At 72.6% G+C, this 19844-nt stretch carries 19 protein-coding genes and 1 pseudogene; 7 read left to right on the forward strand and 13 right to left on the reverse strand.

All coding sequences use genetic code 11. The annotated features are described in order from the left end of the window. Positions 1–87: 87 nt before the first annotated feature. Positions 88–264, forward strand: a pseudogene (locus HNR25_RS25890) (MFS transporter); the annotation flags it as partial. Between the two features lie 116 nt (positions 265–380). Here HNR25_RS25890 and HNR25_RS11790 read toward each other — a convergent pair. The 3 genes from HNR25_RS11790 to HNR25_RS11800 all read right to left on the reverse strand — a co-directional run bounded on the left by HNR25_RS11790 (position 381) and on the right by HNR25_RS11800 (position 2987). Further along, positions 381–1187 carry a nucleotidyltransferase domain-containing protein gene (locus HNR25_RS11790; protein ID WP_184635002.1) on the reverse strand — a complete coding sequence of 269 codons (807 nt, stop codon included), beginning with the start codon at positions 1185–1187 and terminating at the stop codon, positions 381–383. Between the two features lie 113 nt (positions 1188–1300). Next, positions 1301–2089: an SAM-dependent methyltransferase gene (locus HNR25_RS11795; protein WP_312862497.1), complete on the reverse strand. Its 789-nt coding sequence runs from the start codon at positions 2087–2089 to the stop codon at positions 1301–1303. 343 nt (positions 2090–2432) lie between these two features. Further along, positions 2433–2987: a PH domain-containing protein gene (locus HNR25_RS11800; RefSeq protein ID WP_184635006.1), complete on the reverse strand. Its 555-nt coding sequence runs from the start codon at positions 2985–2987 to the stop codon at positions 2433–2435. 240 nt (positions 2988–3227) lie between these two features. Here HNR25_RS11800 and HNR25_RS11805 point away from each other — a divergent pair, with 240 nt between their 5' ends. Next, positions 3228–3977 (forward strand): N-acetylmuramoyl-L-alanine amidase, encoded by a 750-nt coding sequence (locus tag HNR25_RS11805; protein ID WP_184635007.1) that lies wholly within the window; start codon positions 3228–3230, stop codon positions 3975–3977. 58 nt (positions 3978–4035) lie between these two features. Here the strand turns inward: HNR25_RS11805 and HNR25_RS11810 are convergent, their stop codons facing one another. The 5 genes from HNR25_RS11810 to HNR25_RS11830 form a co-directional block, all read right to left on the reverse strand. Continuing rightward, a complete protein-coding gene (locus HNR25_RS11810) occupies positions 4036–5529 on the reverse strand; it encodes an aldehyde dehydrogenase (NADP(+)) (RefSeq protein WP_184635010.1) in 1494 nt (497 codons plus the stop codon). Positions 5530–5608: 79 nt separating this feature from the next. Beyond that, complete coding sequence (locus HNR25_RS11815) at positions 5609–6679, reverse strand: mandelate racemase/muconate lactonizing enzyme family protein (protein WP_184635012.1); 1071 nt, start codon at positions 6677–6679, stop codon at positions 5609–5611. After that, the gene (locus HNR25_RS11820) at positions 6679–7590 is read right to left on the reverse strand and encodes a 5-dehydro-4-deoxyglucarate dehydratase (protein ID WP_184635014.1); all 912 of its coding nucleotides are present in this window, start codon (positions 7588–7590) and stop codon (positions 6679–6681) included. Before HNR25_RS11820 ends, HNR25_RS11815 begins: the two co-directional genes overlap by 1 nt. Positions 7591–7622: 32 nt before the next feature. Continuing rightward, complete coding sequence (locus tag HNR25_RS11825) at positions 7623–8498, reverse strand: NAD-dependent epimerase/dehydratase family protein (RefSeq protein WP_184635016.1); 876 nt, start codon at positions 8496–8498, stop codon at positions 7623–7625. A 453-nt stretch (positions 8499–8951) separates the two neighbouring features. Further along, positions 8952–10034 carry a LacI family DNA-binding transcriptional regulator gene (locus tag HNR25_RS11830; protein ID WP_184635018.1) on the reverse strand — a complete coding sequence of 361 codons (1083 nt, stop codon included), beginning with the start codon at positions 10032–10034 and terminating at the stop codon, positions 8952–8954. A 491-nt stretch (positions 10035–10525) separates the two neighbouring features. Between HNR25_RS11830 and HNR25_RS11835 the strand changes: the two genes are divergently transcribed. Further along, positions 10526–11173, forward strand: a complete 648-nt coding sequence (locus HNR25_RS11835; protein ID WP_281387713.1) for a nucleoside/nucleotide kinase family protein — start codon at positions 10526–10528, stop codon at positions 11171–11173. 287 nt (positions 11174–11460) lie between these two features. After that, positions 11461–12774, forward strand: coding sequence for a glycoside hydrolase family 6 protein (locus tag HNR25_RS11840; RefSeq protein ID WP_184635022.1), 1314 nt, complete (start codon positions 11461–11463; stop codon positions 12772–12774). Between the two features lie 112 nt (positions 12775–12886). Here HNR25_RS11840 and HNR25_RS11845 read toward each other — a convergent pair whose 3' ends face one another. From HNR25_RS11845 to HNR25_RS11865, 5 genes are all read right to left on the reverse strand, one after another. Beyond that, positions 12887–13297: a hypothetical protein gene (locus HNR25_RS11845; protein ID WP_184635024.1), complete on the reverse strand. Its 411-nt coding sequence runs from the start codon at positions 13295–13297 to the stop codon at positions 12887–12889. Positions 13298–13453: 156 nt separating this feature from the next. After that, positions 13454–14056, reverse strand: coding sequence for an OmpA family protein (locus tag HNR25_RS11850; protein ID WP_246463622.1), 603 nt, complete (start codon positions 14054–14056; stop codon positions 13454–13456). Then, positions 14040–14636, reverse strand: a complete 597-nt coding sequence (locus HNR25_RS11855; RefSeq protein WP_184635026.1) for a hypothetical protein — start codon at positions 14634–14636, stop codon at positions 14040–14042. Before HNR25_RS11855 ends, HNR25_RS11850 begins: the two co-directional genes overlap by 17 nt. 210 nt (positions 14637–14846) lie before the next feature. Beyond that, entirely contained in the window at positions 14847–15821 is a 975-nt protein-coding gene (locus HNR25_RS11860) for a bile acid:sodium symporter family protein (RefSeq protein ID WP_184635028.1), read from the reverse strand. A gap of 117 nt (positions 15822–15938) precedes the next feature. Further along, positions 15939–16841 carry a LysR family transcriptional regulator gene (locus tag HNR25_RS11865; RefSeq protein WP_184635029.1) on the reverse strand — a complete coding sequence of 301 codons (903 nt, stop codon included), beginning with the start codon at positions 16839–16841 and terminating at the stop codon, positions 15939–15941. 315 nt (positions 16842–17156) lie between these two features. On the opposite strand from HNR25_RS11865, the gene HNR25_RS11870 reads away from it, so the two are divergent. The 3 genes from HNR25_RS11870 (at position 17157) to HNR25_RS11880 (ending at position 19788) form a co-directional block, all read left to right on the forward strand. Next, positions 17157–17585: a DUF5753 domain-containing protein gene (locus tag HNR25_RS11870; protein WP_221457539.1), complete on the forward strand. Its 429-nt coding sequence runs from the start codon at positions 17157–17159 to the stop codon at positions 17583–17585. 34 nt (positions 17586–17619) lie between these two features. After that, a complete protein-coding gene (locus HNR25_RS11875) occupies positions 17620–17820 on the forward strand; it encodes a DUF397 domain-containing protein (RefSeq protein ID WP_184635033.1) in 201 nt (66 codons plus the stop codon). A gap of 354 nt (positions 17821–18174) precedes the next feature. Then, the gene (locus tag HNR25_RS11880) at positions 18175–19788 is read left to right on the forward strand and encodes a DUF2637 domain-containing protein (RefSeq protein WP_184635035.1); all 1614 of its coding nucleotides are present in this window, start codon (positions 18175–18177) and stop codon (positions 19786–19788) included. Positions 19789–19844 lie beyond the last annotated feature (56 nt).

Below are 19844 nucleotides of genomic sequence, written 5' to 3' on the forward strand. Positions count from 1 at the left end.
TGGCCGCGGGCCTGGCCTAGGCGATGCTCGTCGGGTACGCGCCGCATTTCGCCCGAGCACCTTCAGGGCACAGCGATCGCGCTCGTCATGGCGGGGATTCCGGCCGCACTCTCGCTCGGAGTACCCGCAGGTACGTTCATCGGCACCTACCTCGGCTGGCGCGTGACGTTCACCTTCATGAGCCTGCTCGCCGTACTCGTCATCGGCTGGATCCTCCTGCTCGCTCCCGAGCGTCCCGGGCAGCAGCCGGGCGGCCGAACGCCGGTCCTGCGAGCGCTCACCATCCGCGGTGTCGTGCCCATTCTGTTCGTCACCCTGGCCTTCGTGCTGGCAGGGCGCGGAGCAGCACCGATCAGCCGCCGGACGGGTGCGGATCCCGGTTACCGGTGCGGCTTCTTCGCACCGTGCACGGCGGTGTGTTCGGCGGCGAGCCACGGCCCCAGGTCGTCGATGAGCATACCGATGACCTCGGGATCGCTCGTGGGCGTGCGGGCGGTGGCGGCGGCGATCCGCATCTGCCGCGAACGCTCCGGGTAGTAGTGGCCGAACAGGGCCGCCGAGCGGTAAAGGTCGCTGGTCCAGCCGCCCCAAGCGGGCATGATCAGGGTGAACCCCGTGCGGACGATGCGCCGGGCGACGGTGCGGGACAGCGCGAGCCGTGCATCGGCGGTCGTGGATTCGGCGGCGCGCGCGCTCCACCGCATGAGCACGGCAGCGAGGTCGCCGTTGGTGTCGCGGGCGATCCGGCCGGTGGGACGGTACCGCGGCAAGTACCGGGCGAGGTCTTCGCCGAGCAGCGGCGTGCACAGGCACGCGACGAAAAAGCCGTCGTCGTAGCGTTCGCGTTCGCTGAGCAGGGCTCGGGTGCCGTCCACCAGGATCCCGGCTCCCTGGATCTGCGGGAAGCCGCGATCGAGTTCCGCCCCGATCGCCTTCGCGGTCGCGAGATCGGCGTCGGCGGGCTCGTCGCGGAGGGCGATCAGCATATCGAGATCGGATACACCGGGTATCGCGCTGCCGCGGGGGACGCTGCCGTAGAGATAGGCGCTGTGGAGCCGGCCGCCGGAGAACGCCGCGGCGATACGAGCCCGAGCGGCGTCGACGACGGGGGTGAACGCTGCGGGCACGCGGTCCAGGGCGCCTTCCCGAGCGACGGTTCCGTCCGCAGCGAGTCCCCGATCGTCCATAGCGGGCATTGTGACCGGGGTGTACCGTGCTGTCACCTGGTTTTCGGGCGGTCGGGAGGCGGACGGATTCGCCGGGCACCGGCGAGCACGGGCTACCTGCCCGCGCTCCTACGTCACGTTTCGGCCCCGTCCCAGCGGCCTACGCCGCAGACGGCCCAGACCTGCTCGGGTTCGTAGTGCGGCTCGTCGGAGCGGGGGCGCCAGTCGGCGAGGTGGACCACGCCCGGTTCCAGCAGGGTGAGGCCGTCGAAGAAGCGGCGGATCTCGGCCCGGGTGCGGATCCGGCCGGAGGAACCGGTCGACGGGTAGAGCTTCTCGATCTCTTCGGCCCGCTCGGGGTGGGTGTCCTTCTCGGCGTGGCTGATGGCCACATACGACCCGGCGGGCAACCGCTCCAGGTAGCGCCCCACGAGTGCGTAGGGTTCCTGTTCGTCGTCGAGGAAGTGCAGCATCGCCACCAGCAGCAGCCCGACCGGTCGGGAGAGATCCAGGCGCTCGGTCACCGCGGGGTGGCCGACGACCGCTTCGGGGTCGCGCATGTCGGCCTGGACGACCCCGGTGACGGCGGGCCGGTCGGCCAGAAGCGCTTCAGCGTGCACGCGCACCATCGGATCGTGGTCGACGTAGACGACACGGGCGCCGGGACGGTGGCGGCGGGCCACCTCGTGCACCGGGCTTTCGGCGGGCAGGCCGGCCCCGATGTCCAGGAACTGGTCGACGCCCCGGTCGCACATCGTCTCCACGGCCCTGGCCATGAAGGCCCGGTTGGCGCGGGCCCACATGCGGATCTCGGGGAACACGGACAGCATCTGCTCGGCTGCCTCGCGATCGGCGGCGTAGTTGTTCTTACCTCCGAGGAAATAGTCGTAGAGCCGGGCGGGGCTGGGAACCGTGGGATCCACGCCCGGGAGCGTACCGGGGGCGGGAGCGGCGTCGTCGGCCATGAGCGCCTCAGAGGTCGGGGGCGGTGCTTGCCGGGCGTGCGCCGTCGACGGCGCACGCCCGGGAACGCCCCGACTCTAATCGGTGCCGGTGTTGTGCAGAAGGGGCCGCAGGGCGCCGGTTCTCCCCATGTGCGGTCGATCCGGGCTTCGGTCGCGATTGCGGGACCCGGTCCGCGGTTCCGGCGGCGCGTGCGGCGCGGCCACCTCGGCGCGCGGGCGGCGAGTCTGCGCAGCGGCCGGCGAGCACCGGTGCGCGGGCGGCACGGGCCGGTCGCGGGACCTGCGTCGCCGGCGGACGCTGTTACAGCCGCTGCACGACGTGGGTGAACTCGTCGGGGGTGAGGACGCCGCGGTCGCGCAGGATACGCACGAGTTCCGACGACGGCACCTGCGGCAGCGGGTCGGCAGGCGCCTGCGGCTGGTGCTGCTCGAAAGCCGCCGGCGGCGGCGCGGCCACCTGCGCCGCCGGGGGCGTGCCGCCTGCGACGGCGTTGTCGACGGCGTCGACCAGCGCTTTGCCGTCGTCCTTGAGCACCTTGTCGAAGGCGGCGCCGGCCCCGGACGCGTCGACGGTGATCTCCCCCGACATGATCCCGCTCTGCCACCGCACGGACGAGATCCGCTCCAGATCGAACGTCTGCGCGGCTTCGGCCCCCCGCTCTTCGTCGATGAACAGCAGCCGCCGGTTCGTCAGGGCGAGCAGGCCCGCCGAGTCCTCGTACCGCCCGCCCGCGAGGCGGGAGACCTGTTCGCCGTCCCGGAGGTGGTCGGCGAGCGCCGCGATCTCCCGGTTGGGGCGGTAGCTCAAGCGCTCCCGCGCGGCGCGGATGTCCGGTCGCAGCTCCTCGTCGGCCATGGTGTGACTCCTCATGGGATGGGGGGATGCGAGCAAGGTTACACACGGGCCCGGCTCCCCCGGCGGCAGCCCCGCGGCGGAGCCCGGAAGCGGCAGGCGGGGGCTCGGCGCCGGGGCGGCTCCGCCCTCGGACCCGCCTGGGGGCCCGGCTGGAACCGGGCGGCCCGGTTGTACCGACCGTCATCTGCGGACTTGCCGGAACATCTGCGCGAGCGCCCGGCTGGATGCCAGGGTTTTCGCATGTCACAGGTCCACATCATCGAACGGCCCCAGTGGGGGGCGCGCGCTCCGCGCAGCCGGGACTACGTCCCGTGGGACGCGCGCACGGAGTTCGTCGTGCACCATTCCGCCGGGCCGCCCTCGCAGACGGTGCGCTCGATCCAGGACTTCCACTTGGACGGCCGCGGCTGGTCCGACGTGGGCTACAACCTGCTCGTCGACGACGACGGCAACGCTTATGAGGGCCGCGGTTGGCTCGTCGTCGGCGCCCACGCCGTCGGCCACAACACCTCGGGCATCGGGGTCTGCTACATCGGCCAGGACAACCCGGCCCCGGAGGCCAAGGCCACGATCCGCGCGCTGTACGACGAGGCGTGCGCGACGGCGGGGCGGACGCTGGAGCCCAAGGGCCACCGCGACGTCAACGAGACCAGCTGCCCCGGCGACCACCTGCACACCTGGGTCCACGACGGCATGCCCGCAGACGGGCTCGACGGAGGAGACGAGATGTCTTTGATCAACCTCAAGAAGGGCGACGGCGCGTCTACGGGCAAGGAGGAGCACGTGATCGCGCTGCAGGCGCTCATCGAGCGCGCCGGGGTCGAGCTGGCCGAGTACGGCGTCGACGGCGACTACGGCGACGAGACCGCCGAAGCGTTCCGGCGGGTGCGCGAGAGCGTCGGGTCCAAGGCGCTGGAGGGCTACGGCGACCGTGTCAGCGGCTGGGGCTACGCCCAGCTCATGCAGGCGGTGGCCCGCCACCAGGACTGATACGGGTGAGCGCCCGCCCGGCTGCGGGCGGGCGCTCACCACCGGGCGGGGCCGGGGATCAGGCGTCGCGGACGGCCGGTGCGCCGTCGCGGCTGCGGGGCACGCCCAGCGGGTTGGCGTCCTGCAGCGCCTCGGGCAGCAGGGCGTCGGGAAGCGACTGGTAGGTCACGGGGCGCAAGAACCGGTCGATGGCGGCGGTGCCCACCGACGTGTGCAGCGGCGCCGACGTTGCCGGGTACGGCCCGCCGTGCTGCATCGCGTGCGACACGGCGACCCCGGTGGGCCAGCCGTTCCACAGGACGCGTCCGGCGCGGTCGGCGAGTTCGTCCAGCAGCTCGCGCACCGGGCCGGCGTCCGCTCCGGCGTCGGCGTCGGTGCCCTGAACCGTTGCGGTGAGCTGGCCCTTCAGCGCCCGTGCCGCCTCGGCCAGCTGGTGTTCGCCGTCGTAGGCGACCAGCAGCGAAGCCGGGCCGAAGCACTCGGTGAGGAGGTCCTCGCCGTGGCGCAGCAGGTCGTCGGCGGTGGTGGTGAACAGCGACGGGCTGCGCTCGCCCGCTGCGCCGGTTCCGGCGACGGCGGTGTGCACCGCGGGGTGGCCCGAGAGCCGTTCGACGCCCCGGTCGAACCCTTCGGCGACACGGTCGTTGAGGAGCGGGGCGGCCGCCAGACCGCGCACCCGTTCGGCGACGGCCTCTTCGAACCCGGCGCCGGCGGGTGCGAACAGGATCCCGGGTTTGGTGCAGAACTGGCCGACGCCCAAGGTGAAGGAGCCGACGTAGCCGTCGATCACGTCGTCGCGCCGCCGGCGGGCGGCGTCGGCGGTCACGAAGACCGGGTTGAGGCTCTCCATCTCGGCGTAGAACGGGATGGGTTCGGGGCGTGCGGCCGCGATGTCGGCCAGGGCGCGGCCTCCGGCCAGGGAGCCGGTGAACGCGCCCGCCGTGATCCGCGGGTCCTGCACGGCGGCGCGGCCTGCCTGTTCGCCCCGCACCAGGGCGAAGGCGCCCTCGGGCGCTCCCGCGCCGGTCACGGCGGCGGCGACGATCCCGGCGGTGCGTTCGGAGAGTTCGGGGTGTCCCGGGTGCGCCTTGACGACGACGGGGCAGCCCGCGGCCAGGGCCGATGCGGTGTCTCCCCCGGCGACGCTGAACGCGAAGGGGAAGTTGCCGGCGCCGAAGACCGCGACGGGTCCCAGGGCCGCCATCATCCGCCGCAGGTCGGGGCGGGGTCCGGGCGGCCACTCCGCGTCGGGGGTGTCGATGGCCGCCCGCAGGAACCCGCCGTCCTCGACGGTGTCGGCGAACAGCCGCAGTTGGAACGTGGTGCGGGCGAGTTCTCCGCGCAGCCGCGGCTCGGGCAGGTGCGACTCCCGCCGGGCGATCGGCACGAGCTCGTCGCCGGCCGCGTCGAGGCCGTCGGCCGCGGCGCGCAGCGCGGCGGCGCGGGCGTGCGGCCGCATCCGCCCGAAGGCGCGGGCGGCGCCCTGTGCGGCGGCGAGGATCTCCTCAAGCCGGTCCGGCTCGGTGGCGGTTTCGGGCCCGGTGTTGCTCACGTAACGTTTCCTTCCTTCGCGCGTGCGGTGGAGGCCGGATGTGGCGGCGGTCGCGGTGGCGTCCGCGTCCGCCGGGGGGTCACCGCGCAGGCTCGGCGAACGCCAGCCCGTGCCCCGGCGGGGTGTCGCTGGTGGCTCCCGCCGCGCCGACGGACACGCCGGAGGGCCGCTCCAGGGCGCCGAGGTCGGCGAAGGACGCCTGCTCGATGTCCTCGACCATGGCCACGGCGGGGACGCACTGCGCCAGCTGCGCGGACAGGTCCGGCAGGAGGTGGGGGGCGACGGGAACGCTGAACGCGGCGGCGAGGTCGGCGATGCGCAGGAAAGCCGTGATCCCTCCGACGCGCACCACGTTGGGCTGGGCGACGTCGCAGACGCCGCCCACCAGGGCGTCGCGGAAGGCCCGGACCGTGCGCAGGTTCTCGCCGACCGCGAACGGCACGGTCGTGGTCGCACGCAGCCGGGCGTGGGCGTGGAGGTCGTCGGCCGGCAGCGGTTCCTCGATCCAGTACGGGTCGAACCGGCTGAGGGCCCGCATCGCGTCGATGGCGCGGGGCAGGTTCCAGCGCTGGTTGGCGTCGATCATGAGCCGGCCGCCGGGACCCAGGAGCTCGCGGACGCGGGCGACCCGCTCCGTGTCGCGTTCGAGGTCGGCCGAACCGACCTTCATCTTGACGGCGGTGTGGCCGGCCGCGGTGAACCGGCGCACCTGCTCCAGCAGCTCGTCCAGGTCGCGGTCCAGGTTGACCCCGCTGCCGTAGCAGGGGGCGCTGTCGCGCCGGCGGCCGATGAGGTCGACCAGGCTCAGTCCGAGGCTGCGGGCGCGCAGGTCCCACAGCGCGATGTCGACCGCGGCCAGCGCCATCGCGCTGATGCCGCCGGGGCCGGCTTCGTGCAGGTGGGCGTAGAGGTCTTCCCACCGGGGCGCGGGGGCGGGGTCGCGTCCGTGCAGCAAGGGGGCGCAGTCGTGCTCCACGACGGCGCGCACCGCCTCGCCGCCGACACGCGGGGTCCAGCCGAACCCGGTGCCCTGGTCCCCGGTGTCGGCGGTGACCGTGACGACGACGCAGTCGTGGGAGAAGACTCCGCCGTCCCAGGTGTCGTGCAGCGGGAACCGCCGCACCGCGCACTCGGCGCCGGCGATGTGCATCAGGCGGCTCCCCCGGCGACGAGGCCGAGCCCGTGGCGCGTCACCCGTTCGAGTTCGGCGGTGTCGTCGGCGGAGGGCTCGACGAAGGGCGGGCGCACCGGCCCCGGGTCGGTGCCGCGCAACCGCAGTCCGGCCTTGATGAGTGCGACCGCGTAGCCGGGTGAGCGGTCGCGGATGGCGGCCAGGGGGCGGTAGAACTCGTCGAGCAGCCGCTCGGCGAGCGGGTCGCCGGCGCGCCACGCCCGGTAGAAACCGGCGGCGATCTCCGGGGCGAAGGCGAACGCCGCGGAGGAGTAGAGCTCGACCCCGATTCCCTGGTAGGCGTGCACGGTCAGTTCGGCGGTGGGCAGTCCGTTGAAGAACACGAAGTCGTCGCCGACCCGGGCGCGGACGGCCATCACGTTCTGCCGCATGCGGTCGAGGTCGCCGATTCCGTCCTTGATGCCGACCACGCCGGGCAGCGCCGCGATCTCGGCGGCGGAGGCGGGGCCGAGTGCCATGGTCGAGCGCTGGTAGACGATCACGGGGAGGTCCGCGGACTCGGCGACCGCCCGGACGTAGTCGATCAGCCCTTGCTGCGGGGCGCCGACCAGGTAGGGCGGCAGAAGCAGGATCCCGTCGGCGCCGGCGGCGCGGGCCGCGGCGGCCTGTTCGACGGCGGTGCCGAGGCTGCCGCCGACACCGGCGACGACGGGGACGCGGCCGCCGGTCTCGGTGACGGCGGTGCGTACGACCGCCTCCTGCTCGGCGGTCGAGAGGGCGTGGATCTCGCCGGTGCCGCACGCGGCGAATACGCCGCCGGGGCCGTGTTCCAGCCGGGTGCGGATGTGGTCGGCCAGGGCCGCGTGGTCCACGGCCCGGTCGCTGCCGAAGGGAGTGACGGGGAAGAACAGGATGCCGTCCAGGTTCATGGTGCTCCTCGAATCGTGCGGCACGGGCGGGGTCAGCCGAGTTCGGTGCGCCAGGATCGGCGCGGGCGCCAGCCCAGCAGGTCCTGTGCCTTGCGGCTGGAGAATGCGGGAGAGCTCCCGTCCAGGCCGGCGGCCGCCTCTTCGGAGATCTCGGTGTAGCGCGGGAGCAGTTCGCTCAGCGGAGCGTCGGCGAGCGCGTCGTCGGCGCCGACGAAGAACGTCTGGCCGTTGGGGACGGTGTGCGCGCGCTCCACGAGCAGACCGGCGAAGTCCGCCGCGTCCCGGGCGTCGACGTAGTTGAACAGCGACACCGCCGCGGATTCGGGGCGCTCCAAGCGGTCGCGGATGGTGCCTCCGCCCTGGACGGGCGCGCCGTTCCAGTCGTCCTCGGCGACCACGAAGCAGGGGCGGAACGCGTGGAAGGCGCCGTGTCCGCGGGAGGCGAAGCCCTGGACGACCTGTTCGGCCGCCGCTTTGGAGACGCTGTAGGAGTTCCACGGCCGGATGGGGTGGTTCTCGTCCAGCGGCAGGTACGAGGGCTGCCAGCCGGCGGGGTTGCCGTACCCCACGACGGTGGGGCTGCTGGCGATCAGGACCGTTCCCACGCCGAGGTCGAACGCCGCTTGGCAGAGGTTGAACGCCAGGCGGCTGTTGGTTTCGAAGGTGGCGACGTCGCTGCGCTGGAACGGCGCCGGTACGGCGGCGAGGTGGACGACGGCGTCCGGGCGGAAGTGCGCCAGGACCGAATAGCATTCACCGGCGTCGGCGAGGTCTGCGGGCAGGAACGGGAAGTCGGCGTCGCGCGGCGGGGCCGCGTCGGCGCAGCAGACCTCGTGTCCGCGCTCGGACAGGCCGCGCAGGACGTCGCGTCCGAGCCGGCCTGATCCTCCGGTCACTAGCACACGCATTCGTGCTGACTCCTCGTCTCTCGGGGCGGGGCGGGGCGGATCCGCACCGCACCGTGTTCGGGCTGCTCGAGGGCGGGCGGCGTCGAGCGCGTCGAAGCTGTCGCCGACGTCGTCTTCGTGGGCCGTACCGGACGTCTCTTTCCGGGGTTCGCGGAAGGGCTGGTGGTCGTCGGTCCCGGTCGCCTCGACGCCCGCGCCGTCGAGCACGCCGCGGCTGCGTCCGACGTCGTCCGCACACGGTTCGTGTTGCTCGGCGATCGTTAGAAACCGGTTTCTAACCTAGCGAACGTGACGTGCGTGTCAACCCCGAATGCGTGCCGTCACCCTGGGCGTCCGGGGCGGAACCGGCCGGGCGGTCGCGGCACGACCAGCGGGGATGCGGAAACGGCGACTGCGCGGGCGTCCGCGGTCCGTGCGCCCGGCCTGCGGTGGTGCGTGCGGGCGCGTCGTGCGTTAGCGCGCCGCGGGACCGGTGCTCTGGCGCACCTCAAGGCGCGGTGTGAAACACACGTCGGCCGGCGGCGCCTCGTCGCGGAGCATGGCGGCGAGGCGCTGCCATGCCTCGCGTCCCAGTTCCTCCTGCGGGATCGCGACGGTGGTCAGGCGCGGTGCGGTATAGCGCGACAACGGGATGTCGTCGAACCCGACCACGCTGACCTGGTCGGGGACGCGCACCCCGATCTCGTTCAGCTTGCCGTGGGCCCCCAGCGCGACCAGGTCGTTGTAGCCGACGATCGCCGTGGCCCCCGTGGCCAGGGCCCGGTCGGCGGCGTCGAACCCGTCCTCCAGCATCGACCCGCATTCGACGACGTGCAGCTCGAAGCGGCCCTCGGCCGCCTCTTGCAGTGTTTCCCGGCGTTCCCGGTTGGGGATGCTGGCGCGCGGCCCTTCCAGGTAGGCGACCCGGCTGTGGCCCAGCCAGGCCAGATGGGCGCACACCGCGCGCATCCCCGAGGCGTAGTCGACCGAGACGGTAGGCGCGTCCAGGTCCGCGACACTGCGGTTGACCAGCACGAACGGCTCGATCGTGTGCGCCAGTTCCGCCAGCTCGCGCTCGTGGCTGCGGGGAGAGCACAGGACCAGGCCGTCGGCCCTAAGCCTGCTCTCCTGGGCCAATACCAGCTCTTCCAGCGGAAGTTCGTGGCTGTCGGTCACCAGCAGACGGTAGCCGTCCCGCCCCGCGGCCCGGCTGAGACCGCGCAGGACCGACTGGAACATGGGGTTGCCCAGGTCGGGAACGGTGATCGCGACGAGTCCGGTGCGCCCTCGGGCGAGGCCCTGCGCGACGGCGCTGGGCCGGTACCCCAGGGAGGCGGCGGTCTGCTGCACCCGCCGGGCGAGCTCCGGGGCCACCGACTCGCGGTTGTTCATCACCCGCGAGACCGTCGCCGGCGAAACCCCGGCCGCCTTGGCCACGTCCCGGATGGTGACGGTCTGGCCGCGTCCGCGCTGCGCAGCGCCGATGTCCAGCGGATCGGCGTCAGATCCGCCGACCTCACCCGCGTCCACGTCGACCCCGATTCCGTCGTGCTGCATCGTCCGTCGCTGCGCCCATTGCCTGGAAACCGTTTTCTATCAGTCAGGATACCGGAACCGCCCGGCACCGCCGATGGTACGGGGTGAGCTCACACGCTCTGGGACCCGCGGACGTTCCCGAACGGCGCCACCCGGGCTGAGTACCCCGTTCCACGGGAGGTGACCGGGGCTCCGGCGGGAGTCCTGCGGCGGAACGGTCTGCCCGGTCCCATTCTGCGCCCTCGGCAGTATGGGAACATATCCAGCCGATGCTAGAAACCGGTTCCACGACTCTCCCGACCACCACGGCGCCACTATAGCGACCGGAACCGACGCACCGGTCGCGCAAAATCCGCTGCACACGGATATGCATAGGGCATCTGCGGAGTCGACGCGCACTCCGGCGGCCGGGTACCAGCGGTCGGTCCGCCCCTTTCCTGTTTCCGGGGAATCGCCGTCCCGGGGCGTACCCCGCCCAGCGTGCCCGGGGCCTGCCTAGAGTGGGGTGCATGCTGCTGGAGGAGCTGGCCGCCGACGCGACCGGGATGGCCACACGGACCGCATCGCGGGACTTCCTGGGACTCGCCGGGCCGCCGGGCGCGGGAAAGTCGGCGCTGGCGCGCTACCTCGTCCACGAGGTCTGCCAAGGCCTGGGAGCCGGCGCCGCGGCGTATCTGCCGATGGACGGATTCCACCTGTCCAACGCGCAGTTGGACCGGCTCGGCCGCCGCGACCGCAAGGGGGCGCCCGACACCTTCGACGTACGCGGCTACCTGGCGCTGCTGCGCCGCCTGCACTCCGTCGGCGTCGGCTCGGTCTACGCGCCGGACTTCGACCGCACCCTCGACGAGCCCGTCGCGGCCCGGCTGAGGATCGGCCCCGGAGTCCGCCTGGTGGTGACCGAAGGCAACTACCTCGCCGAGGACGCCCCGCTGTGGCGCGAGGTACAGGCGCTGCTGACCGACCTGTGGTATGTCGACGCCGACGACGACACCCGGGAAGCCCGGCTGATCGACCGCCAGCTCGACGGCGGCCGCAGCCCCGAGGACGCGCGGGAGTGGGTGCAGCGCAGCGACCGGCCCAACGGGGAGATCGTCAAGGCCACGCGCGAGAAGTGCTCCCGGATCGTCCGGCTCCAGGACAGCCCGCGGCTGCAGTGAGGGATCGCCCGGGCACGCGCGGCCGGGCCGCTCTCGCCGCCGCGTTCCGCTTCCCTCCCGGCCTCCGCCTCCGCCTCCGCGGCGTAGCGCGGGAACCGACCGCGGTGTACACCGCCCCGGAGAACGGCACCGGCCGAACGATCCGCCCGGCCGATGACAGGATGTTTCCATCCCTTTACACAGCGCTTCGCCTCCATTAAGGTCCGTCGGTATATGGGAGCGCTCCCAATGCCGTGGGCGCCTTCCCTGTCCACGGGGGCCGCGCAACGACATAAGGACTTCGTGCAATGTTCCGAAAATCCGTGCGCCCGATCCTCGGCGCCGCGCTCATCACGGCCGCGGCGGTGGCGGCCGGCCCGACGCCCGCTTCGGCCGCAGAGTCGGAGTTCTACGTCAACCCGGATACGGCCGCGGCCCAGTGGGTCCGCGACAATCCGCAGGACTCGCGCGCCGACGTCATCGCGAACCGCATCGCCGACGTACCGCAGGGCACCTGGTTCACCGAGTACAACCCGGACTCGGTCCAAGGTGAGGTGGACGCTCTGGTCGGGGCGGCCGAGTCCGACGGCACGACGCCGATCATGGTCGTCTACAACATCCCCAACCGCGACTGCAGCAACCACAGCGGCGGCGGCGCACCCGACCACTCCTCCTACCGCGACTGGGTCGACCAGGTCGCCGCGGGACTCGACGGCCGCCCGGCCACCATCGTCGTGGAGCCCGACGTGCTGTCCCTGATGAGCGACTGCATGGACCAGGGCCAGCAGAACCAGGTCATGGACTCCATCGCCTATGCGGGCAAGACCCTCATGGCCGGCTCCTCCCAGGCACGCGTCTACTTCGACGCCGGCCACTCCGGCTGGCACTCCCCCGGCGAGATCGCCTCGCGGCTCAACGGCGCCGACATCGCCAACAGCGCCCACGGCGTCGCCACCAACACGTCCAACTACAACCGGACCGACGACGAGGTGTCCTACGCCCGCCAGATCGTCGACGCCACCGGCCACTCCGACCTGCGCGCGGTCGTCGACACCAGCCGCAACGGCAACGGCCCGCAGGGCTCGGAATGGTGCGACCCCGAGGGCCGCGCGCTCGGCACCGAGAGCACGACGGACACGGGCAGCTCCGTCGTCGACGCGTTCCTGTGGGTGAAGCTTCCGGGCGAGGCCGACGGGTGCGCCGCGAGTGCGGGCGAATTCGTGCCGCAGCTCGCCTACGACATGGCGATGGCCGCGGATCCCGAACCGGAACCGGAGCCCAGCCCCGACCCCACGCCCGACCCCGAGCCCACGCCTGAGCCGGGCCAGGGCTGCGAAGCCGACTACTCGGTGGCCAACGAGTGGTCCAGCGGTTTCCAAGCCGACGTGACGGTCACCGCCGGCTCCGACATCAGCGGCTGGGAGGTCACCGTCGAATACCCGGACGGCCAGTCCGTCGACCGGGTCTGGAACGGGGAGTTCTCCGGCGGCTCCGGCACCTACACGATCAGCGACGCCGGCTACAACGGCGCCCTGGACTCCGGCGAGAGCACCGGCTTCGGCTTCTCCGGAACGCACAGCGGCGCCAACGGCGAACCCGAGGTGACCTGCTCCGCGGCCTAGCGCACCAGCCCCCTGCACCGTCGAGCGCAGGGGCGCGGCGACAGGAGAAGGGGGAGGGCGCACCCGGCGCCCTCCCCCTTCTCGCCTGCCGCGGCACGGGTGCCGGGAGCGATCAGTCCCGGATCCGGCGGACGGGACGCAGCCACGATCCGACGAGCACGATCAGGACCAGCACCACCAGCAGCAGCGCCGCGGGAACGTGCAGGGCGAGCATGAGGTGGCTGCCGAAGTAGGCCTGGGCGAAGCCGGTGCCGAAAGCCGCGGCGCTGAGGACGGCCGGCCAGACGGGGCCGTTGCCCGGGCGCACGAGCAGCACCGCGGCCAGCACCTGCGCGCCTCCGGCGACGTGCACCGCGACGGCGGCACCCGAGTGCAGCGGCAGGGCCGACAGCTCCTCCCCCAGCAGCTCCTGCATCAGCAGCTGCCCCGCCGTCAGGAACTCCACCGCGATCAGCGCCGCCTGGACCAGGGCGGTGATGCGCAGCCCCCACAGGTAGGGCGGCGCCGGTTGGTGCTGAGCCATGCTGCTGCCTCCGATGCCCGACGAATCGGACCGCCGCGCCCGGCGGCCTCGGGCGAATGCTACTCATGCCCGCGCGCACCGCCGGAACATCCACACCTTGTGGAAACCCGAAGCCCGGTCCGGCCCGCGCGCCGCCGGGAAGCCGGCGCGGCCGGGTCAGCGGGCGAAGGCGACCTCCACGCGGCGGTTCTCGGCCCGTCCGTCCGGGTTGTCCTCCCCGTCGACCTCGTTGGGCGCCACCGGATCGGCCGAGCCGTGCCCGGCCGTCTCGAAGGTGATGTCGGCACCGTCCAGCAGCGAGGACAGCTCCTGCTCGACCGCCGCGGCCCGGTCCTCGGACAGGGACCGGTTGTAGGACTCCTCGCCCTTGGAATCGGTGTAGCCGTCGATGCTGACCGTCTTGCTCGGCGCGTCGTCCCGCAGGATTTCGGCGGTGTCCTCCAGCGTCTTCCGGGCGTCGTCGCTCAGTTCGGCCTCGTCGAAGGCGAAGAGGACGTCGGCGTCCAGGGTCACGATCCGCTCTTCGGCGTTCTCGGAGTCGGTCATGGAGCCGTCCTCGGTGGACGTGCTCAGGGTGAGGTCGTCGACGCCGCCCGCGAGGTCCTGAGCGGGGAGGGTGAGGTCGTGGACCGGGGCCGAGTCGACCTCGGTGCCCGCCTGCTCGGGTACGTACTCCTCCGCAGCGGCCGACTGCGGGAGGGCGACGAGCGCGGCGGCCAGGACGCCGGCGCCGGCCGCGGCCCTAGCTGAGCGGGACATCGTTGAAAGTTCCGGCACGGGGGATACGCACGCCCATCTTCTCGACGCCCTCCGGCGGGGCCGCGAAAGTGGCGCTCAGCAGGGCGGAGTCGTCCGGGGACAGCACGATGCCGTTCAGATCCCCGGAGCACACGCAGTGGCCGTCCCCGTCACGGGCGACCGGGTGCACCTTCGCGTTCTCGGAATCGATCAGCTCCACGGTGGACAGTTCGTTCTGGAGCGCGGACGAGGGAGTCAGAAAGGACAGGGAAGGGTCGCTGTCGCTGTCGCCGGTCCGGGTGATCGAAAAGGTGAGTTCGACGGTCTCGCCGCGGCGGGCGAGTTCGTGTACCGCGATGTGCAGATCCGCGCCGTCGACGCCGATGTCCTGGCTGGCGAGGGTCTCGCGGGACTCGCTGTCGCCGGGCTCGACCTGGCCGGCGTTCACCGGCTCCTGGCCCCCGCCGCCGTTCGCGCCACCGTCGGCGCCGGAGTCCCCGCCGCCGAACACCCCGCCGCCGAACACCCCGCAGCCGGTGAGGAGCAGCCCGCCGACGACCGCGATGATCGGGAGACGCCGTGCCCTGAGGGGAGATGCCATGGCCGAACAGTAGCGCCGCGATCCCGCGCTGTGCGGTGATCCGCCGACGCAAACGACTGACCGGATCCGGCCCGCACCCCGCGACCGGATCTCCGTGCAGGTCGCCGGGAACGCGTCCCGGATCCGGGGCGGTCCCCCGACGCCCGATGCACGACCGAATCTCTTTCGGCGCTGTGCGCACCATCCGCGCGGCGCCCGGGCACGGACCGGTTATGTCCGACCGGTACCGGGGTTCCTTCCGGCGCCGTGCGCCTCCGTCCCCGCGGCGCGGCGGGACCAGAACGAAGCGAGCAGGGCGCCGGAGACGTTGTGCCAGACGGAGAACAGCGCCGCCGGCAGTGCTGCCAGCGGCGCGAAGTGGGCGGTGGCCAGCGCGGCGGACAGGCCGGAGTTCTGCATCCCGACCTCGATGGAGGCCGCGCGCCGCGACGACTCCGGCAGCCGCAGCACGGCGCCCGCCGTGTAGCCCAGGGCCAGGCCGAAGACGTTGTGCAGGACCACGGCGAGCACCACCAGAGCGCCCGTGGACAGCAGTGCGTCGGCGTTGGCGCCCACCACGGCGAACACCACGACCATGATCCCCGCGACCGAGACGAGCGGCAGCACCGGCAGCACCTTCTCCACGGCGCGGGACAGCAAAGCCCGAACCACGATGCCCAGGACCACCGGAACCAGCACCACCTGCAGGATCGAGACGAGCAGGTCGCCGGCGTCGACCGGAAGCGTCGAGCCGGCCAGCCACAGCACCAGAAGCGGGGTGGCGAAGGGGGCCAGCAGCGTCGAGACCGACGTCATGGCCACCGACAGCGCGACGTCGCCGCGGGCCAGGTAGACGATGACGTTGGAGGCCGTGCCTCCGGGTGCGGCGCCGACCAGCACCATGCCGACCACCAGCAGCGGGGGCAGCTGGAGCGTCTGGGCCAGCGCCCAGCCGGCCACCGGCATGATCGTGAACTGGGCGAGCAGCCCGATCAGGACCGCCTGCGGCCGGGTGAGGACGGGGGCGAAATCTGCGGGCCGAAGTGTCAGGCCCATGCCGAACATGATGACGCCGAGCAAAGCGCTGATCCAGGGCGTGAGCTGAGCCGCTTGGTCGGGAACGAGCAGGCCCAGCAGCGCACTCGCGAGGATGAGCAGGCCGAACCAGCGTCCGGCGAACGCCGCGGCCGTAGCCAGAATCCGCATGGCCGACATTCCAGCACCCGGGATCCGTGCGGCGGACAGCGGGGCCGTGGCAGCGGGTGGCGGCGGGGCGCGGCGCGGGCGTCGCGGGAGCGCCGATCCGGAGGCGTCCGGGCCGGTTCAGCCGTTCGCGGCGGCCGTCGCGCGCAGCGTGCGCACGGCCGCTGTGACGGCGGGGCGGCGTGCGGCGTCATGGCGCCAGAACGCGAAGACCTGGCGGGTCAGCGCCGGCTGCACCGGAACCAGCCGCACCCCGTCGGGAACCGGCCCCAGGCCGAGCCGCGGTATCACCGCCGCGCCCAGCCCCGCGGCGATCATGGCCAGCTTGGTCTGATGCTCGTCGACGCTGTGGGCGATGGTCGGCTCGGCGCCGCGGGCACGCAGCACCCCCTGCAGCCAGTCGTGGCAGATGGACCCCGTTCCCCAGCTGATCCACGGTTCACCGACGACCTCGTCGAGTTCCAACAGGTCGCGGTGGGCCAGCGGGTGGCCGGCCGGCAGCGCGACGTCGGCGACGTCCAGCATGATCGGGGCCTTGACCATGGACTTGGGCAGCCGGATGGGCGAACCCTCCCAGTCGACGGCCAGTGCCATGTCGGAATCGCCGCGGGCCACGGCCGGGATGCTGTCGTCGGGTTCCATCTCGCGCAGCCGCACCCGGAGCTTGGGGTGTTCGTGCGCGAGCATGTCCAGTGCGGGCGTGACCAGGCCGCGCGCACCCGAGGCGAACGACGCCAGCTCCAGGGTCCCGCTGATCTCGCCCCGGTGGGACTCCAGTGCCGCTTCGGCCTGCTGCACCAGCGAGATGATCTGCCCGGTGTGCTCGACGAGGATCTGCGCCGCCTCGGTCAGCCGCACACCGCGGCCGTTGCGCTCCACGAGGGCCTGGCCGACCTCGCGCTCCAGTTTGGACAGCTGCTGAGAGACGGCGGAGCTGGTCACGTGCAGCGCTTCGGCGGCCCCGTTGAGCGAGCCGTTGGCTGCGATCGCGTGCAGGATGCGCATCCGGTCGAGGCTGAGCATGTAAGCGATGGTAACCCGCTCAAAATGGACGCTGAAGGCAGGCTAACCCCCGGTGCGGAACGCGGTACACGCGAGGAGGGCCCGGTACAGCGAACAGGGCGCTCTTCCCGCCCCATCAGGCCGCCGCCGAGAGGCGGATGCCGACACCGGGTTCGGCCCGCGTCCCACGGGCGCGCGGGCGGCGGTCGGCCCCACAACAGGTACCAGCCCTCGCCGGCCTGCACCGCGACCACCGCGACGCGGCGCCCGCCGCGGACGGTGTAGGGGACGGGGTGGTCGGACTCGGCGAGCGCGACGAGAGCCGGAGCACCGAGCTTGCGCAGCTCGGCAGCGAGGGAGGCGAGGTGGGAGCGGCGCGTCGCCCCTGTGTGTACTGCAAGACATGCTGGAGACCTCCAGTCGGATTCCTTGGACGAAGCGGTCCTCCGCCGCCAGGTGGGCGGCGCATCGGTCATGGAGAAGCAGCTTCGACACCTGGTCAGGCTGAGCGAAATCAGCCATGTGACGATACGCGTCCTGCCGTTCTCCGCAGGAGCGCACGCCGGACTCGACGGCGCGTTCTACCTTCTGGAATTTCCCGACCAGGAAGATCCCGACGTCGTCTACCTGGAGCAAGCGACCAGCGGACTCGTCCCGGAAGCCCCCGAAGAGGTCCGCCGCTATACGCTCATGTTCGGCACTGTGCTCGCCAAGGCGCTTTCGCCAGCGGAGTCGACCGCGCTACTGGCCTCGATGGCAGAATGAATGCCGACGTATCCCCCACGAGAGGAAGCGCGGGATGAGCGATCCCAGCGCCCGCGCCGGTTGGCGCACGAGCAGTTACAGCACCAACGGCGGTGAATGCGTCGAATGCGCCGTTCTCGCCGAGGACACGGCCGTGCGCGATTCCACGCGCCCCCACCACGGGCACCTCTCGTTCACCCGGACGGAGTGGGCCGCCTTCCTCACCGCCGTGAAACACTCCGCGCTCGGGGCCTGACCCGCGCCGGCAGGCCGCGGCCGAGGGGCACCCGCCGACATGTGCGCCGGGCGGCGCTGGCTATGCTGTCGCGAAAGCCGGTGCACCGGAATCGCCCCGGTGCCGATCGTTCTCCCGTCCGGACCGTGCGCCCCTCCCCTCGCTTTCGCGGCGCCCTGAACGGATCCCCGCAGCGGTCGCGGCGGCCCTGCCGCCGACCGCCGGGGACGGCGCCGGAACCGGCCGCCCCGACGCACACTCGCGCGCACAGCACGGCGGCCCGTCTGCGGCCGCACGGACACGTGAACGAGATCCGACTCTGCCAGACTCGCGTGGGTCCAGTGCTGTGTGTCCTGATTCGGGAGTTGAGACCTGATGCCTGCGTGGACCTCCCAAGTGCCGTGGTGGGTGATCGCCGCGGCCGCGCTGCTGCTGGTGATCGTCGCGCTCTCCGGCCTGCGCACCCTGCTCGCCCGGCGGCCCTCCAGGACCGCCGACTCCGACTCCGGCCTGCACAGCGGCTACCTCGTCGCCACCGTCCTCATCGCCGCCTCCGCACTGCTGCTCATCACCGTCGCCTTCACGATGAGCTACGCCGCGCTGTACGACTCGGCCACCTGGCTGGAGCGCACCCAGCTCACCGCGATCAACGGCGGCGACCTGCGGTTCCTGTTCCCGCTGGGCATCGACGCCGTCATCGTCTACTTCCTGGCGATGGACCTGGTCATGGAGTGGCAGGGCCGCCGCCACCCCCTGAACCGCTGGTCGGCCTACGGGCTCTCGGCCATCACCATCGTGCTCAACGTCTCCCAGGGTGAAGGGACCACGTCGTCGTACCTGGGCCACGCCGGGCCGCCGGTGGTCATCATCCTCATCGCCGAAGGCGTGGCCGCCTGGGTCCGCCACCTGGCCGGGCTCGCCCACGGCACGTCCGCCGACCGCATCCCCGCCGGACGCTGGATCGCCCATCCGCTGTCCACGCTCAAGGTCGCCCGCCTGATGCTCGGATCGGGCCTGACCTCCTACCCCGATGCGCTGGAACGCGAGCAGCAGCGGCAGTTGGCCTACGCGATGCTGCGCGAGCAGTACGCGCGCCGATGGCGCCGCGCCACCCCGCACCACCTGAAGTGGATGCTGGACAACGGCTACGACCTGCCCGCCGCCTTCCGGATCATCCGCGCGATGACCGCCTCGCGCGTCGCGATGACCGCCGACGAAGCTCGTGTGCTGCAGGGCGACGCGGTCCCCGCTCCGGCCGCCCCGGACGCCGACGGTGCGCAGTGGCGCGCCGTTCCCATTCACGGCACCGGCGAGGCGCCGAACAGGACCGGCACGACCGCCGACGGAGGCGCCGGGAGCCGGGAGAGCGACGCGGCGGCCGCGGCGGCCGGAGCCGGCGACGACCACGCCGAACGCGGCCACACCCCGGTGTTCCAGGCGCCCGGGCCGGCATCCGGCTTCGCCGCCGAGCACGAACCGGAGTCGGCGGCGACGGAGGCCGCCGTATCCCCGGCCGCCGGGACCGCCTCCGGCCGCGACGGAACCGGCGAGCCGGACACCGCCGGCGCGGTCGGCGAGCCGGAGCCGGCCCCCGAGTCGGCGACCGGATCCGCACCCGCCGCTGAGCCCGAAACCGATCCGGTACCGCAATCGGACCCCGCTCCGACCGCTCCCGTGGAGATCGGTGCCGAACCGCAGTCCGACGCGGAACCGGAACCGGCGGCTACCGATGCGCCCCCGCGGCGCAACGCGCGTTCCCTGCCGAGGGCCAGTTCGCAGGAGAAGCGCCAGCGGGTCCGCCAACTCATGGAGACCATCCCCGACATCACCGACGAGGAGATCGCCGGGCAGATCGGCGTGGCTCCCCGGACTGCGCGGCGCTACCGCAACGAGATCCTCAACAGCGCCGCTGCCAGCAACGGCGACGTCCGCGTCGAGGAGTCCGAGGACGGCCGGCCGCGCCTGGTGAGTACCGCCTACGGGGAGTGAGGGCCGCTCTCGGCAGGCAGGCGGGGTCGGGAGCCGTGTCAGGGCTGATGAGCGTC

Origin of the sequence: Streptomonospora salina (assembly GCF_014204715.1) — a bacterium.
Taxonomy (GTDB): Bacteria; Actinomycetota; Actinomycetes; order Streptosporangiales; family Streptosporangiaceae; genus Streptomonospora; species Streptomonospora salina.

What these genes read in the sequence shown, in the direction of transcription:
- HNR25_RS11820 (WP_184635014.1), bottom strand. Translation starts at nt 7,590, where the DNA reads ATGAACCTGGACGGCATCCTGTTCTTCCCCGTCACTCCCTTCGGCAGC.
- HNR25_RS11840 (WP_184635022.1), top strand. Translation starts at nt 11,461, where the DNA reads ATGTTCCGAAAATCCGTGCGCCCGATCCTCGGCGCCGCGCTCATCACG.
- HNR25_RS11855 (WP_184635026.1), bottom strand. Translation starts at nt 14,636, where the DNA reads ATGGCATCTCCCCTCAGGGCACGGCGTCTCCCGATCATCGCGGTCGTC.
- HNR25_RS11850 (WP_246463622.1), bottom strand. Translation starts at nt 14,056, where the DNA reads ATGTCCCGCTCAGCTAGGGCCGCGGCCGGCGCCGGCGTCCTGGCCGCC.
- HNR25_RS11830 (WP_184635018.1), bottom strand. Translation starts at nt 10,034, where the DNA reads ATGCAGCACGACGGAATCGGGGTCGACGTGGACGCGGGTGAGGTCGGC.
- HNR25_RS11815 (WP_184635012.1), bottom strand. Translation starts at nt 6,679, where the DNA reads ATGCACATCGCCGGCGCCGAGTGCGCGGTGCGGCGGTTCCCGCTGCAC.
- HNR25_RS11800 (WP_184635006.1), bottom strand. Translation starts at nt 2,987, where the DNA reads ATGGCCGACGAGGAGCTGCGACCGGACATCCGCGCCGCGCGGGAGCGC.
- HNR25_RS11825 (WP_184635016.1), bottom strand. Translation starts at nt 8,498, where the DNA reads ATGCGTGTGCTAGTGACCGGAGGATCAGGCCGGCTCGGACGCGACGTC.
- HNR25_RS11880 (WP_184635035.1), top strand. Translation starts at nt 18,175, where the DNA reads ATGCCTGCGTGGACCTCCCAAGTGCCGTGGTGGGTGATCGCCGCGGCC.
- HNR25_RS11865 (WP_184635029.1), bottom strand. Translation starts at nt 16,841, where the DNA reads ATGCTCAGCCTCGACCGGATGCGCATCCTGCACGCGATCGCAGCCAAC.
- HNR25_RS11790 (WP_184635002.1), bottom strand. Translation starts at nt 1,187, where the DNA reads ATGGACGATCGGGGACTCGCTGCGGACGGAACCGTCGCTCGGGAAGGC.
- HNR25_RS11875 (WP_184635033.1), top strand. Translation starts at nt 17,620, where the DNA reads ATGAGCGATCCCAGCGCCCGCGCCGGTTGGCGCACGAGCAGTTACAGC.
- HNR25_RS11860 (WP_184635028.1), bottom strand. Translation starts at nt 15,821, where the DNA reads ATGCGGATTCTGGCTACGGCCGCGGCGTTCGCCGGACGCTGGTTCGGC.
- HNR25_RS11845 (WP_184635024.1), bottom strand. Translation starts at nt 13,297, where the DNA reads ATGGCTCAGCACCAACCGGCGCCGCCCTACCTGTGGGGGCTGCGCATC.
- HNR25_RS11805 (WP_184635007.1), top strand. Translation starts at nt 3,228, where the DNA reads ATGTCACAGGTCCACATCATCGAACGGCCCCAGTGGGGGGCGCGCGCT.